At 40.0% G+C, this 14,610-nt stretch carries 12 protein-coding genes, 1 tRNA gene and 1 rRNA gene; 11 read left to right on the forward strand and 3 right to left on the reverse strand.

All coding sequences use genetic code 11. The features are described 5' to 3' along the window. Positions 1 to 64: 64 nt before the first annotated feature. The 7 genes from rrf (at position 65) to ACVR1G_RS02945 (ending at position 7,554) form a co-directional block, all read left to right on the forward strand. Positions 65 to 180: ribosomal RNA gene (gene rrf / locus ACVR1G_RS02915) — 5S ribosomal RNA — on the forward strand. 6 nt (positions 181 to 186) lie between these two features. Continuing rightward, positions 187 to 260 (forward strand) — tRNA-Asn (locus ACVR1G_RS02920). 188 nt (positions 261 to 448) lie between these two features. Next, complete coding sequence (locus tag ACVR1G_RS02925) at positions 449 to 1,654, forward strand: quaternary amine ABC transporter ATP-binding protein (RefSeq protein WP_447451718.1); 1,206 nt, start codon at positions 449 to 451, stop codon at positions 1,652 to 1,654. Positions 1,655 to 1,656: 2 nt separating this feature from the next. Further along, on the forward strand, positions 1,657 to 3,372 hold the full coding sequence (locus tag ACVR1G_RS02930; RefSeq protein ID WP_447451719.1) for an ABC transporter permease/substrate binding protein: 1,716 nt from the start codon (positions 1,657 to 1,659) through the stop codon (positions 3,370 to 3,372). Between the two features lie 312 nt (positions 3,373 to 3,684). After that, the gene (gene polA, locus ACVR1G_RS02935; protein WP_447451720.1) at positions 3,685 to 6,324 is read left to right on the forward strand and encodes a DNA polymerase I; all 2,640 of its coding nucleotides are present in this window, start codon (positions 3,685 to 3,687) and stop codon (positions 6,322 to 6,324) included. A 334-nt stretch (positions 6,325 to 6,658) separates the two neighbouring features. After that, positions 6,659 to 7,096 carry a LytTR family DNA-binding domain-containing protein gene (locus ACVR1G_RS02940; protein ID WP_447451721.1) on the forward strand — a complete coding sequence of 146 codons (438 nt, stop codon included), beginning with the start codon at positions 6,659 to 6,661 and terminating at the stop codon, positions 7,094 to 7,096. An 11-nt stretch (positions 7,097 to 7,107) separates the two neighbouring features. Next, positions 7,108 to 7,554: a DUF3021 domain-containing protein gene (locus ACVR1G_RS02945; protein WP_447451722.1), complete on the forward strand. Its 447-nt coding sequence runs from the start codon at positions 7,108 to 7,110 to the stop codon at positions 7,552 to 7,554. A gap of 60 nt (positions 7,555 to 7,614) precedes the next feature. Here ACVR1G_RS02945 and ACVR1G_RS02950 read toward each other — a convergent pair whose 3' ends face one another. Both ACVR1G_RS02950 and ACVR1G_RS02955 read right to left on the reverse strand, forming a co-directional pair. Next, positions 7,615 to 8,664: an Acg family FMN-binding oxidoreductase gene (locus tag ACVR1G_RS02950; protein ID WP_447451962.1), complete on the reverse strand. Its 1,050-nt coding sequence runs from the start codon at positions 8,662 to 8,664 to the stop codon at positions 7,615 to 7,617. A 101-nt stretch (positions 8,665 to 8,765) separates the two neighbouring features. Then, positions 8,766 to 9,407 (reverse strand): TetR/AcrR family transcriptional regulator, encoded by a 642-nt coding sequence (locus ACVR1G_RS02955; RefSeq protein WP_447451723.1) that lies wholly within the window; start codon positions 9,405 to 9,407, stop codon positions 8,766 to 8,768. A gap of 161 nt (positions 9,408 to 9,568) precedes the next feature. Here ACVR1G_RS02955 and ACVR1G_RS02960 point away from each other — a divergent pair, with 161 nt between their 5' ends. The 4 genes from ACVR1G_RS02960 (at position 9,569) to ACVR1G_RS02975 (ending at position 12,917) form a co-directional block, all read left to right on the forward strand. Continuing rightward, positions 9,569 to 10,003 (forward strand): CoA-binding protein, encoded by a 435-nt coding sequence (locus tag ACVR1G_RS02960; protein ID WP_447451724.1) that lies wholly within the window; start codon positions 9,569 to 9,571, stop codon positions 10,001 to 10,003. 73 nt (positions 10,004 to 10,076) lie between these two features. Continuing rightward, a complete protein-coding gene (locus ACVR1G_RS02965) occupies positions 10,077 to 10,571 on the forward strand; it encodes a Fur family transcriptional regulator (RefSeq protein ID WP_447451725.1) in 495 nt (164 codons plus the stop codon). A gap of 148 nt (positions 10,572 to 10,719) precedes the next feature. Continuing rightward, positions 10,720 to 11,970, forward strand: a complete 1,251-nt coding sequence (ilvA, locus tag ACVR1G_RS02970; RefSeq protein WP_447451726.1) for a threonine ammonia-lyase IlvA — start codon at positions 10,720 to 10,722, stop codon at positions 11,968 to 11,970. 56 nt (positions 11,971 to 12,026) lie between these two features. After that, complete coding sequence (locus tag ACVR1G_RS02975) at positions 12,027 to 12,917, forward strand: SPFH domain-containing protein (RefSeq protein ID WP_447451727.1); 891 nt, start codon at positions 12,027 to 12,029, stop codon at positions 12,915 to 12,917. Positions 12,918 to 13,160: 243 nt separating this feature from the next. Here the strand turns inward: ACVR1G_RS02975 and brnQ are convergent, their stop codons facing one another. Further along, positions 13,161 to 14,552, reverse strand: a complete 1,392-nt coding sequence (gene brnQ / locus ACVR1G_RS02980) for a branched-chain amino acid transport system II carrier protein (RefSeq protein WP_447451728.1) — start codon at positions 14,550 to 14,552, stop codon at positions 13,161 to 13,163. Positions 14,553 to 14,610: the final 58 nt, after the last annotated feature.

Genomic DNA, 14,610 nt, shown 5'->3' on the forward strand with positions numbered 1-14,610 from the left:
AGGTTAGGCTTGATACAATAGATAGGTATTCAATTTTGAATTGGCAAACTAAGTCCATTCATAGTTAAGTGACGCTAGCCTAGGAGAGACACCTGTACCCATGCCGAACACAGTCGTTAAGCCCTAGCACGCCTGAAGTAGTTGGAGGTTGCCTCCTGCGAGATAGGGGAGTTGCTTAGCAGATTATCCGCCATAGCTCAGTTGGTAGTAGCGCATGACTGTTAATCATGATGTCGTAGGTTCGAGTCCTACTGGCGGAGTTTAGTAGAGAGGAGGAAGTCCTTCTCTTTTTTTGTGTTTTGGTAGGCAGGCTAGGAGTTTGACTGGAGAACTTCATTTGTAAACTTTTTTTAATTTAATAAGGGCTTGAATTTGATATAATAGTACAGATATGTTTTTTATCCTATATTAGGATAATCGCTTTAATAATATTAGAGAAAGGATAGATATGGGAACAATTCTTAAAGTGAACCATTTGACCAAGATCTTTGGAAAGAAGCAGAAAATGGCTCTTCAAATGGTTAAAGAAGAAAAGAGTAAAACTGAGATTCTTGAAAAGACAGGCTGCACTGTTGGTGTTTATGACGCTAATTTTGAGGTGCAAGAAGGCGAAGTTTTCGTCATCATGGGATTGTCAGGAAGCGGGAAGTCAACTTTGATCCGTTTGATCAATCGCTTGATTGAACCTTCGTCTGGTGACATCGAAATCAAAGGGAAAAATGTTTCCGAAATGAATACAGCCGATTTGCGTGAAATTCGTCGTCACTCTGTCAATATGGTTTTTCAGAATTTTGGACTTTTTCCACATAAAACTATTTTGGAGAATACAGAGTACGGCCTAGAACTACGTGGCGTTCCTGAAGAGGAGCGCACTGCTGCGGCTGAGAGAGCTCTGGAAAATTCTAATCTCATTGCTTTTAAAGATCAGTATCCAGATCAGCTGTCTGGAGGAATGCAGCAACGTGTTGGCCTAGCACGTGCATTGGCAAATAATCCTGATATTCTTTTGATGGACGAAGCTTTTTCAGCCTTAGATCCTTTGATTCGTAAGGAAATGCAGGATGAGCTGCTAGATTTACAAGACCGAGTACAGAAGACCATCATTTTTATCACACATGATTTGAATGAAGCACTTAGAATTGGTGATAGGATTGCTCTTATGAAAGATGGGCAAATCATGCAGATCGGTACAGGAGAAGAAATCCTCACACAACCAGCTAATGACTTTGTACGTGAGTTCGTTGAAGATGTCGATCGCTCTAAGGTTTTGACAGCACAAAATATTATGATCAAACCTATTACCGCTAATGTTGAAATAGACGGACCTAACGTAGCCCTCAAGCGTATGGATACCGAAGAGGTCAGTATGCTTCTGGCTACTAACCGTAAACGTAAACTCTTAGGTGTCATTACGGCTGATGCTGCTTATGAGGCTCGCAAAAATGGTACGAAACTAGCGGACAGTGTTGATCCGAATATTCGAACAGTGTCGAAGGATACTGTTTTGACAGATATTTTGCCTTTAATTTACGATTCTGCAGCTCCGATTGCTGTTCTAGATGATAATAAGCGTCCCGTGGGAGTTATTATCAAGGGACGTGTGATTGAAGCGTTAACGAAGCAAGGAATTGACACGGAAAAGGAAGGTGAGTAATTTTGGAAATACTATTAGCAGCAAAATTACCGATTGCAAACTATGTTGATAGTTTTGTGGATTGGTTGACTAATACTTTCTCAGGGCTTTTCAATATCCTTAAAGTCGTTGGTGATGGTATTATGGGCTTTATTTCTAATACCCTGACTTTCATCAATCCTTGGATTCTTATTGTTTTAATTGTGGCTCTAGCCTATATTCTTTCTAAGAAATGGAGCTTTACAATTCTTACGGCTATTGGATTGCTCTTTATCTATAATCAAGAATTATGGGGAGATTTAATTAATACCTTTACTTTGGTTCTGCTTTCCAGTCTCATTTCCATCTTGATTGGGATTCCTCTGGGGATATGGATGGCTAAAAGTGAAAATGCCAAAAAGGTTATTAATCCTATCCTAGACTTTATGCAAACCATGCCAGCCTTTGTTTATTTGATTCCTGCAGTTGCCTTCTTTGGCATCGGTATGGTACCTGGGGTATTTGCTTCTGTTATCTTTGCCTTACCACCGACAGTACGTATGACTAACTTAGGGATTCGTGAGATTCCAACTGAGTTGATCGAAGCTTCGGATGCTTTTGGTAGTACTAGTTCACAAAAGTTGTTTGGTGTTGAATTGCCGTTAGCAAAAAACACAATCATGGCAGGGGTCAATCAGACCATTATGCTGTCTCTCTCTATGGTAGTCACAGCCTCAATGATTGGGGCTCCTGGCCTTGGTAATGGTGTCTTATCAGCTCTGCAACATGCTGAAATTGGTAATGGTTTTGTCAATGGTTTGGCTCTGGTAATCTTGGCCATCATTATTGATCGTTTTACCCAAAAATTAAATGCACCAATTGGTCAAAAACAAGAACGTCCTAAATGGCAAAAATGGATTGCACCAGCTCTAGTTCTAGCATTTATGGCTACTGGTATTACCCAGACGGTATTAAGTCATATGGGTGTTCAAAAACCAAAGGTTACTTTGGCTTATGTTGAGTGGGATTCAGAAGTAGCTTCGACTAATGTTCTGGCTGAGGTCCTCAAAGATAAAGGATATGATGTTGAAATCAAGCCTCTGGATAATGCTATTGCTTGGAAATCAGTTGCTGACGGTAGTGTTGATGCATCTGTAAGTGCTTGGTTGCCGGTTACGCATAAAGCACAATACGAAAAATATAAAGGACAATTAGATGACTTGGGAGTTAATCTAAAAGGAACCAAACTAGGATTAGCTGTGCCAACCTATATGACTGATGTCAACAGTATTGAAGACCTATCTAATCAAGCTGATTCAACCATTACTGGTATTGAACCCGGAGCCGGTATTACGACTAGTGCCGAGAAGGCACAAAAAGAATATTCCAACCTCTCGAATTGGAAGGTAAGTTCTTCTTCTACTGGTGCTATGATTACCAGCCTAGAACAGGCTTTAAAAAATAAAGAAGATATTGTTATTACGGGTTGGAAGCCGCATTGGATTTTTGCCAAGTATGATTTAAAGATTTTGGAAGATCCAAAAGGTGTTTTTGGTGGATCGGAAGATATTCATACGATCTCCAGAAAAGGACTTAAGAATGATAATGCTGGCGCCTATAAAATTATTGACAACTTCCACTGGACCTCTAAGGATATGGAGTCAGTCATGTTAGATATCAGCAATGGAAAATCACCATCTGAAGCTGCTCAGAAATGGATTAAAAACAATCCTGATAAGGTGTCAGACTGGACGAAGTAGTCTTAAAGAATTTTGAATTATTGATAAAAATTTGAGATTTGAATGGTTTTTAAGTCACTATTAAGTGAGTTAGGATATACTATAGTCATCCTAAATAAACTTTTCTTTTTCATAATCTCCTGAGAGTGCCCAGCTTTTTGCTGGGTTCTTTCTTTTAGCTCTTTGTTTAATAGATGGTTCAGTTGTTAAAGTCGTGTTGCTTCATTCTTTATTTAATCATTCCGATAAAATTTGCGACACTTGAAAAGCTAATTATCGTCTGAATTTGCCTACAATTTATTGGAAGTGGTGTATCTGTGGTATAATATGCCTATGGTTAATAAGAATAAATTATTGTTAATTGACGGATCTTCCATTGCTTTTCGAGCTTTTTTTGCTCTTTATAATCAAATTGATCGCTTTAAAAGTCCTGCTGGTCTCCATACCAATGCTATTTATGGTTTTCATTTAATGCTGGACCATATGATGAAACGCATTGAACCGACTCACATATTGGTTGCCTTCGATGCCGGTAAGACGACTTTTCGAACGGAGATGTTTGCTGATTATAAGGCGGGGCGAGCTAAGACTCCAGATGAATTTCGAGAGCAATTTCCTTACATTCGAGAACTCTTGGATCATCTTGGTATTGCTTATTATGACCTTGAGAATTATGAAGCCGATGATATCATTGGAACTCTGGATAAGCAGGCTGAAAATGGGGAATTTGATGTTACTATTGTGAGTGGCGATAAAGATCTCATTCAGCTAACCGATGACAATACTATTGTAGAGATCTCTCGTAAGGGTGTGGCTGAATTTGAGGAATTTAGTCCAGCCTATCTTATGGAAAAAATGGGGATTACTCCCACCCAATTCATTGATCTTAAGGCTTTGATGGGAGACAAGTCGGATAATATTCCGGGGGTAACTAAGATTGGTGAGAAGACTGGCCTTAAACTCCTGTTAGAATATGGGAGCTTGGAGGCTATCTATGATAATATTGATCAATTTAAGCCTTCTAAAATGAAGGAAAATTTGATTAATGATAGGGAACAAGCCTTTCTTTCAAAAACACTAGCAACGATCAATACGCAGGCTCCTTTAGAAATAAGTTTGGATGATACTTGTTACCAAGGTCCACATATAGACGCTCTGGGAGCCTTCTACGATGAAATGGGCTTTAAGCAGTTGAAAGCTCAGCTTGGTTTGGACGATGAACCTATAAAGACTGCTGTAGGTTTTCAGCATGTTACTGAACATGAATTAGATGCTGCGATGTTTGGACCGGAGCAATTCTTCTACTTTGAAGTCTTTAATGATAACTACCATCAGGAAGATATTTTAGCTTTTGCCTGGGGGGATCGTGAAAATATTTATGTCAGTAAAGATTTAGATCTTTTGAAAGCACCCGAATTTTTAGAGGCTTTGCTTAAGCCGTTTAAGACTTACGATTTCAAACGCACAAAAGTGCTCCTAAGTCACTTAGGAGTTGATATACCGACAGCAGCTTTTGATAGCCGCTTGGCTAAATATCTTTTGTCTACGGTGGAGGATAATGAATTATCTACTATTGCCGCGCTTTATGGAAAAACGCCTTTGCCAAAAGATACTGAAATCTTTGGTAAGGGAGCCAAAAAAACTGTACCAGAAGATACTGTTTTATTTAAGCACCTAGCTAACAAGATCCAAGTTTTAGTGGAAACAGAAGGTAGACTAAGAGAGTTACTGGCTGAACATGGACAGTCTGATTTGCTTTTTGATATGGAATTGCCCCTGGCTAATGTCCTAGCTAAGATGGAAATTGCTGGTATTCGCGTTGATCAGCAAACGCTTAAGGATATGGCTTTGGAAAATGAGGCGGCGCTTGAAGTCTTGACTCAGGATATCTACAAGATGGCTGGAGAAGAATTTAACATCAATTCTCCCAAACAGTTAGGAACAATTCTTTTTGAAAAGATGGAATTGCCCCTGTCTATGACCAAGAAGACTAAGACCGGCTATTCGACGGCTGTAGATGTTCTAGAGCGTTTGGCTCCCCATGCTCCGATTGTGGCTAAGATTTTGGAATATCGACAAATAGCTAAATTGCAGTCAACCTATGTGGTTGGTCTACAGGATTTTATCATGGGTGATGGAAAAATTCACACCCGCTATATGCAGGATTTAACCCAGACCGGTCGTCTATCCAGTGTGGATCCTAACTTGCAAAACATTCCAGTTCGCTTAGAGCAAGGGCGGTTGATCCGTAAGGCCTTTACGCCCGAGTGGGAAGATAGCGTCCTATTGAGTTCAGACTATTCGCAGATTGAATTGCGAGTGTTAGCCCACATCTCAGGTGATGAACATCTGATCGCAGCCTTCCAAAATGGTGAGGATATTCATACGGCGACAGCCATGAGGGTTTTTAATATTGGAAGTCCTGAGGATGTCACCCCTAATGACCGCCGTAATGCTAAGGCTGTTAACTTTGGTGTCGTTTATGGGATTTCTGATTACGGGCTATCTCAAAATCTGGGCATTAGCCGCAAGGCCGCTAAGAACTATATTGATACTTATTTTGAACGCTTTCCCGGTATCAAAAATTATATGGAGAGGGTGGTTCGTGAAGCGCGTGATAAAGGATACGTAGAGACTCTCTTTAAACGTCGCCGTATGTTGCCAGATATCAATTCACGTAATTTCAATATTCGAAATTTTGCAGAGCGGACAGCTATTAACTCGCCTATTCAGGGGAGTGCGGCTGATATTTTAAAAATTGCTATGATAAATCTTGATCAGGCTCTTGAAGACGGTGGCTTCAAATCCAAGATGCTCCTGCAAGTTCATGATGAAATTGTCTTAGAAGTTCCCAATGCTGAGTTAACAGCTGTTAGTCAATTGGTTAAGAAAATTATGGAATCGGCGACTGAGCTGGCCGTACCACTTGTGGCAGATGAAAATTCGGGCTATACTTGGTATGAGGCAAAATAACCTTGATACATAAGAAATCTCCAGTCACAAAGAGCTGGAGGTTTTTAATGTTTAGCTCTAACACAAGCTAAAAGATTTCAGAAAAAGGGGAGCTGTTATATGAGTATGTAAACTTTATGTGCTTTGACCATCAAACTAATAGGTCCTTGTACTTATTTGTACTGTCCTGATAAACTTGCTTAGAAAGTTACCTGATGATTTCTGTTACTATAAGAAGATGTGCTCTTGTATTGATTTTCCGAATATCCCCTGAAAGTAACCATATAGCTAGAAGTACTAGCTATATGGTGCAGTTTCGATTATACTTTAATTACTAGGAAGGAGGCGAGCTTTAATGAGGTTAGAAATAATTAATGATAAGACTTTTAAGGAAACACTAGTTAAGATTTATACTAGTTATGTTGACAAAAAAACTCAACATTTAATTAATTGGGTTGAGTATGGCGGTCAATACATTTATGGTTTTATTGGTACTAGATCGCAGATGGTTAGTCCTGACGATATTATTAGGGTCTATACAAGTGACAAAAAAGTATATTTTGAAACTATTGATCGGGAGCATTATCAAGCTAAGCGGCGCTTGTATCAGCTGGAAGAGGAACTCCCTAGGACTTTTGTCAGGATTTCTCAAGGGGAGCTGGTCAATATTACTTATATTAAGCGTTTAGATTTGTCTATTAAAGGAACCATTCAGGTTGTTTTAAAAAATGGTGAACGGAGTTTTGTATCTCGTCGTTCCATAAAGAAATTTAAAAAGGCTTTGGGAGTCTAAGGAGGTTGCATATGATGCGAATGATTAAAAAAGGTATTGTAGGAGCTTTGATCGGGATTGGTGCTGGTGAGCTAATTTCCTTTCTAGCCGTAGTGTTGGTAGGGAAAGGCTATGCGCCTGCAGTCCCTAGCTTTATTCAAGAATTTGACACTATTACTCAGGCGGTCGGTGTACAATTGTTGATATTTGCTGTATTAGGATGTGTTCAGGGAATGGCATCTTTCCTTTTTCAATCTGTTAGAGATAAACAGGGGTTACTATTTATAACTAGTTTGCACTATGGTTTAGTGGTGCTGCCTCTGCTGGCAGCAGGTTGGTATTTACACTGGTTTTCCCTAACTTGGCTATCTTTTGCTGGTATGTTTTTATCTATCAGTTTGGTTTATACCTTGATTTTTTTGATAAATTATCTTAGTGTACGTAGAGATATTGGGAGAATTAATGCAAAACTAGGTTAGTTTCAATAGTAAAAAAAAAAGAGCGGGCTCAACAGCTATAATAATTGTTGAGCCTGCTCTTTATTGCTTGGTAACTGTAATATAATCTTTTAAAGAGCGACGCAATCCCTTGTTTTTGCCGTAGTCTTTGACACGGCCTGCTCTTAAGATCATTTGGGCATCTTGAGATAAATGAAGGCGCTTTTTCATAGCTTTTTCATAGCTTGAAACTTCAATCATAGCACTAATGGGCTGGATGGCAATATCATTCTCAGTGCAATCATACCAAAAAGCCTGTGCTTTTTCTCCAGCTTGAATCCAATCGGAAATCGTTTGTCTGCCAGTTATGACGAAAAATCCAGCACTGTGATTGACCTGTTTGGATAAGGTGTCAAGACTCTGTTTGGCGAAAGTCTTACTAGTAGCATTTCGGTGATTGCTTGTTAGGTAGTAAAGTGATTTCGTCACCATATTTAATCCCATCATATCAGCAGAAATTCCATCTAATTTGGTCTGTGTTTCTTGATTGGAGAAACGCAGCCACTCGCCTTGCTCCTGAAGAAAGTTTTTATTCTTATGCTGTTTCCTCGCTGCAGCGATGCTATTTTTCTTGATGTAGTCAAAAGGAGTAGTTCCTTTAGCATAGTAGGCAATATCAGGATATTTCTTTTGTAATTGGTTGATGTGTTCTTGAGTAATTGCTGCTGATTGATAGGGTCGTTTATCTGTGTGGCGCTTTCGAATGAGATCAATCTTATCTTGGTTGATCCTTTTTCCTTTGCTTTTTTGGTAGTAGATAGTCACTACCTGACAGTTGCTTTTAGATAAAGGGGAGGCATAGTCAGCTTCTATATCATAGCCATAAGCTTTAAAGGTTGTTTTTAAGGATTGGATATAGGCTCCGAGTGAGATATAAAGTTCTCGATTGTGGGGATCTACAATGCTTAAAGTTCGACTATCATCAATGGCAATACTTAGTTTTCCTTTTTTGGGGTTTAAGGAGACTTCCCATGCCTGAGTGTTATGGGAATTGGCGGCGAAAGAAGCATCATACAAGGCCTGTTCAATTTCGGGTGCTACCCCAGGTAGAGAAAGGCTGGCTGCTGCCGAGTTTACAGGCCTTCCAATCATGATTATTGTTGTTCCTCCTGTTAGGATTAGTAGTAAGATAATCCCTAGGATTAATTTGGAGAAAGTATATTTCATGGCCTGTCTACTCCTTTTTATATAGTTTACTTCTTTTGGTAACAGGAAAGAAGCGTTAAAAATTCCTCTTTTAGGAAGTCTTCTGTATTAAGTCCTAACAATTGATAATATTCTGCTTTTTGTTCAGCCATACGGATGATACCGGAGAGGGCACTCCAAATAAATAAAGTAGCTTTATCAAGATCAATGTCATTAGAAAGATAACCGAGCTTGCTTCCTTGCTCGATCATGAGATGGATCTTTTGGTTAATAGCTAACCCAAGTTGATAAATATCCTTGTAAATACGAGGAGTTGCTATATCCTCAATATTGACATTGATATGACCAATAAAGCCTTCAAAATAGAGAGGATACTCGCGACAGAAATGCTGTACAGCAAAGCATATCTGTAGATACTGCTGTAGTCCACTCTCTTGCGATTGCGCAGGAAGAGCTGTAATGGTTTTGATCTCTTCATAGAGGTCTTTAATGTGCTCATAGACAAGGGTAAAGAAAATTTCTTCTTTATTTTTAAAGTAAACATAAAGCGTGGCCTTGCTGTAACCAGCAGCTTGGGCAATCTTGCTGACACTAGTAGCCTCTACCCCGTTTTTGATAAAGAGCTGATGGGCGGCCTGCGCAATGGTTTTCCTATGATTTTCGGCGGGTGCTTTTTTACGACGTCCCATATAAGAGTCTCCTTTTGAATTAATTAAACCGATAGTTTAATTATAATGTAACCTATTGATAATGTCAAGCTTTAGACTTTTGGCAAGGGATGTGCTATAGTAGATTGAACTAGCAATGTTTTTAATCCATATTGGCAATATATTTAAGATGGAGGTGCTTTATGTCTTATCATTTTAGTAATCCTGATGATACTGTTATTAAGTCTTATCTGAAGGAAGCTCAAACTATTGCAGTTGTAGGCTTATCTAAGCGGGTAGAAACGGCAGCCTATGATATAGCCCAGGTGTTACAAAATGCAGGGTACCGTATTATTCCTGTTAATCCTAAGCTAGCTGGTCAAGAAATTCTTGGAGAGTCAGTTTACGCTTCCCTGAAGGATATTCCTGTTCCTGTTGATATTGTTGATGTTTTCCGCCGTTCAGAATTTTTGATTGATGTGGCTCAAGATTTTGTAGAGACAGATGCTAAAGTATTTTGGGCTCAGTTAGGTTTAGAGGCGCAGGATGCAGAGGACTTTTTGCGTCAAGCTGGTAGAAATGATATTGTTATGAACCGTTGTATTAAGGTGGAGCACCGGCGTTTACTTGGTTCATAACGTTGAAATACGGCTTTTCCGCTTTTATTTATGCTATAATAAGGCTAGTATGAATAGTGAATAGGAGGTGGCTATGGAAAAGGATCGCATGGCCTTGGAAGCTTATGAGACTGTTCTGGAGCGCCTAAGAAGTAAGCATATAAGAATTACAGAGAGCCGTAAGGCCATCATTAGATATATGATTGGAACTAAGAAACATCCTAGCGCCGAGATGATTTATGAGGATCTTTTGCCAGATTATCCTAGCATGAGTTTGGCAACGGTTTACAATAACCTCAAGGTCTTGGTAGAGGAAGGGTTTGTGACAGAGCTCAAGCTCTGCCATTACAGTACGACTTATTATGATTTCTTGGGGCATCGTGAAATCCATATTGCTTGTGAAAATTGCGGGAGAATTACAGATTTCATGGATGCTGATATTAGGGATATGTACCAGGAAGCTAGCAATCAGACGGGCTATCAGGTGACCCACAGTCAGGTTATGCTCTATGGCATCTGTCCAGAGTGTCAAGCCCAACTAGCAGGTGATAATCCAGATGACAAGTATGATAGAGAAAATCTAGCTTAAGGATGTCAAGAGAGGTCTATCGGAGGTAAGGTTTGTATCAGAAAAGGTACAAGCTTTTTATTGTCTAGAAAATTCTCTTTTATTTCATAGACGATTTTGTTATAATAAATCTACAGAAAATTTAGACAATAAGTAATAAGGAGGGGTTATGCTAACTGCAACCGATGTTATCCGAGCTCACAGTGTTCTAAAAGATGTGGTTGAACGAACACCTCTTGATTTTGACCGTTATTTGTCAGAGAAATATCAGGCAACGATTTATTTGAAGCGTGAGAATATGCAAAAGGTACGCTCTTTTAAATTGCGGGGAGCTTATTACGCCATTCATCAATTATCAGATGAAGATAAGGCACACGGAGTGGTCTGCGCTTCAGCAGGTAATCATGCTCAGGGTGTTGCATATACTTGCAACGAGATGAAGATTCCAGCTACTATTTTTATGCCGATTACGACACCTCAGCAAAAGATTACACAGGTTAAGTTCTTCGGTGGTAGCTATGTTGATATCCAACTAGTTGGTGATACCTTTGATGCTTCATCTCAGGCTGCACAGGAGTTTACCAAAGCGGAAGGTCGGACTTTTATTCCTCCTTTTGATGATGATAATGTTCAGGCAGGTCAAGGAACAGTTGCTTATGAAATTTATGAGCAAGCCAAGGAAGAAGGCGTTGATTTTGACAGTATCTTAGTTCCTGTCGGTGGTGGTGGGTTAATCGCTGGTGTATCGACTTATATGAAGGATGTATCTCCGGAAATAAGGGTGATTGGTGTAGAATCCAACGGTGCCCGTAGCATGCGTGCTGCTTTTGATAAGGGACATCCAGTTAAGCTGGAGCGTATTGATAAATTTGCAGATGGTATCGCTGTTCAGAAGGTTGGAGAGCGTACTTACGATGTGGCTCGCCGTCATGTTGATGATCTGGTCGGGGTAGATGAGGGCCTGATTTCTGAAACGTTGATTAATATGTATTCAAGGCAAGGCATTATTGCGGAGCCTGCCGGTGCAGCTTCTATTGCTGCTCTGGAAGTTCTCAAAGAGGAGATCAGGGGTACGACCCTTGTCTGCATCGTTTCTGGCGGTAATAATGATATCAATCGCATGCAGGAAATGGAAGAGCGTGCGCTGATTTACGATGGGGTTAAGCATTATTTTGTTGTGAATTTTCCACAGCGGCCGGGTGCTCTACGAGAGTTTGTTAATAATATTTTAGGACCGAATGATGACATTACACGTTTTGAGTATATCAAACGGGCTGCCAAAGGGACAGGGCCGTGTCTGGTTGGAGTAACTTTATCTGACAAAAATGATTACGACAGTTTACTTCAACGTTTGTCAAACTTTGACCCTAACTATATTAATTTGCACGGCAATGAAAGTCTTTATAATATGTTAGTTTAGTGTGATATGCACGTATTATCTTTAGATGTTTAATTTATTACTGGAGGAAAGTTATTATGGGTGGATTTTTAATTTTTTGTCTCATTTGTTTTATTATTTTTATTATCTTTTTAGTCAGTTCGCTCTATGTCGTTCGGCAGCAATCAGTAGCGATTATTGAGCGTTTTGGGCGCTATCAAACCACTTCTAGCAGTGGGATTCATGTTCGTCTGCCGCTTGGTATAGATAAGATTGCTGCGCGCGTGCAGTTACGGCTTTTACAGAGTGAAATTGTTGTTGAAACTAAGACTAAAGATAATGTTTTTGTTACCTTGAATGTAGCAACACAGTATCGGGTTAACGAGCAGAATGTTATTGATGCTTATTACAAATTAATGCGCCCAGAAGCACAGATTAAATCTTACATTGAAGATGCCCTGCGCTCGTCTGTTCCTAAATTGACCCTGGATGAACTCTTTGAGAAAAAAGATGAGATTGCCCTCGAAGTTCAGCATCAGGTGGCAGAGGAGATGTCTACATACGGATATATCATTGTTAAAACCCTGATTACTAAGGTTGAGCCAGATGCTGAAGTTAAGCAGTCCATGAATGAAATTAATGCAGCTCAACGTAAGCGAGTAGCTGCTCAAGAATTAGCAGAGGCTGATAAGATTAAGATTGTTACAGCAGCCTCTGCGGAAGCAGAAAAGGATCGGCTGCACGGTGTTGGTATCGCTCAACAACGTAAGGCGATTGTTGATGGCTTAGCTGAGTCTATTGCGGAACTCAAGCAAGCTAATGTCGGCATGACCGAGGAACAGATTATGTCTATCCTTTTGACCAACCAATATCTTGACACTCTGAATCAATTTGCTGCTGGTGGCAATCAAACCCTATTTTTGCCTAATAATCCAGAAGGGGCTGAAGATATTCGGACACAGATATTATCAGCCTTAAAAGCAAAATAAAAAGGGCAGATCCAATCTGATTTTTAGGAATCAGTCTGGATCGCTCTTTTTTGACGTTAAAGTAGAGATTGCTTTGACCACCTTTGCCAACTTTTAAAGCTTTTGATTGTCAAGTGTTAATAGTACTAGGGCCTGTTTGTAATAGATGTTAGATCTTCTTGCTCATTTGAATTGGTGATACGATATTAAGGATAAAACGCTGAATAAAGCAGGCTAGTTAAAAAGATAATATCTTTTATGATTTTAGTTATTTTTAGGTTTGCGAAAGGGAATAAGTCTTGCTAAGACTAGGCCAGCTAGCAGTCCAACTGCGGCGAAGCTAATCCAGCCCATGTTATAGCTGCCAAGTGGGATGACTTTAATGAAAAAGGTCATCAACCAATTTGGCAGTGTAAAAAGTTGAGTTTGGGCTGATAGAGTATTAAAGGCATCAAAAAGTCCAGCAATAGCAGTGAAAGCTAATGTAGCCTTATAAACGATAGGATTGTCTCCAATGAAGCCCTTTAAGAAAATAAGAATAATCGTTACAATTGTTAGCGGGTAGAGAAGGTAAAGGACCGGCAAAGACCATTTGATAATCTCTGATAGCCCTCCGAAGTAAAGTGTCACCCCAATAAGGGTAAAAATGGTCGCCCAAGCGATATGGGAGAGTCGGGGGATAATTTTGTGAAAATATTCAGCGCAGGCTGTAATGAGTCCTGTAGCTGTTGTTAGACAGGCTAGGAAAATAGCCAGAGCTAGCACAATTTGACCAAGAGAGCCCATATAGTGACTGGCTGATTGGATGAGAACTGGGCCACCATCCGTAACGGCTGTTGCGTGGTGCATAAAGAGGCCGTTAGATAGACTAAAGAGAGATTGCGATGTTGCCCCCAAACGGCCGACAAAGATATAAATTGCGGCTAGGAGAGCAGCGGCGATAATACCAGATTTTAGTGTTAGTTGAGCTATGGCAGCAGGTGTTTCAGCGCCATGGCTTTTAGCCGCATCAATAACTAAAATGGCAAAAGCTAAAGAGGCAAGGGCATCCATGGTACTGTAACCTTGAATCAGGCCTGCGACAAAAGGCAGGTCGCGGAAGCTGTCACTTACTGCATTTGAAGCGTTGACAGCCTGCCCAAGGTTACCAGCCGGTGAGATAAAGGAAGCGAGGATAAGAATACCTAGAAAAATCAAAAGAGCCGGTGTGAGGTACTTTCCAACACGGTCAGCAATTTTACTTGGGCGAACAGCAATGAGGTAAGATAGGCCAAAAAAAACAATACCATAGCTAATGTGTACAAATTGACTATCCCCAAAGAAGGGCATGATACCAATTTCGTAAGAGACAGCCCCAGTACGTGGAATAGCAAAGAAGGGGCCAATTGACAGGTAAAGGGCAATGGCAAAGAAAAGAGCATAAATTCGTGAGGCTGGTTGAGCGATAGACTCTACATCAGTCTTACCTGAATAGGCAACGGCAACTACTCCCAGCAGGGGCAAGGTTACCCCTGTTAAGCAAAAGCCGATGATAGCTAACCAAAGATTAACACCAGAATAAATCCCAAGATAGGCTGGGAAAATAAGATTGCCTGCACCAAAAAAGAGTGCAAAGAGCATGAAACCAATGATCCAATAGGTTGATCGTTTTTGCATTGTAACCTCCAGTATTGAATTGTATGACAAATTATTATAGCAAGCTGTGTTTAAAGCT

The sequence above is a fragment of the Streptococcus dentasini genome (assembly GCF_053206945.1).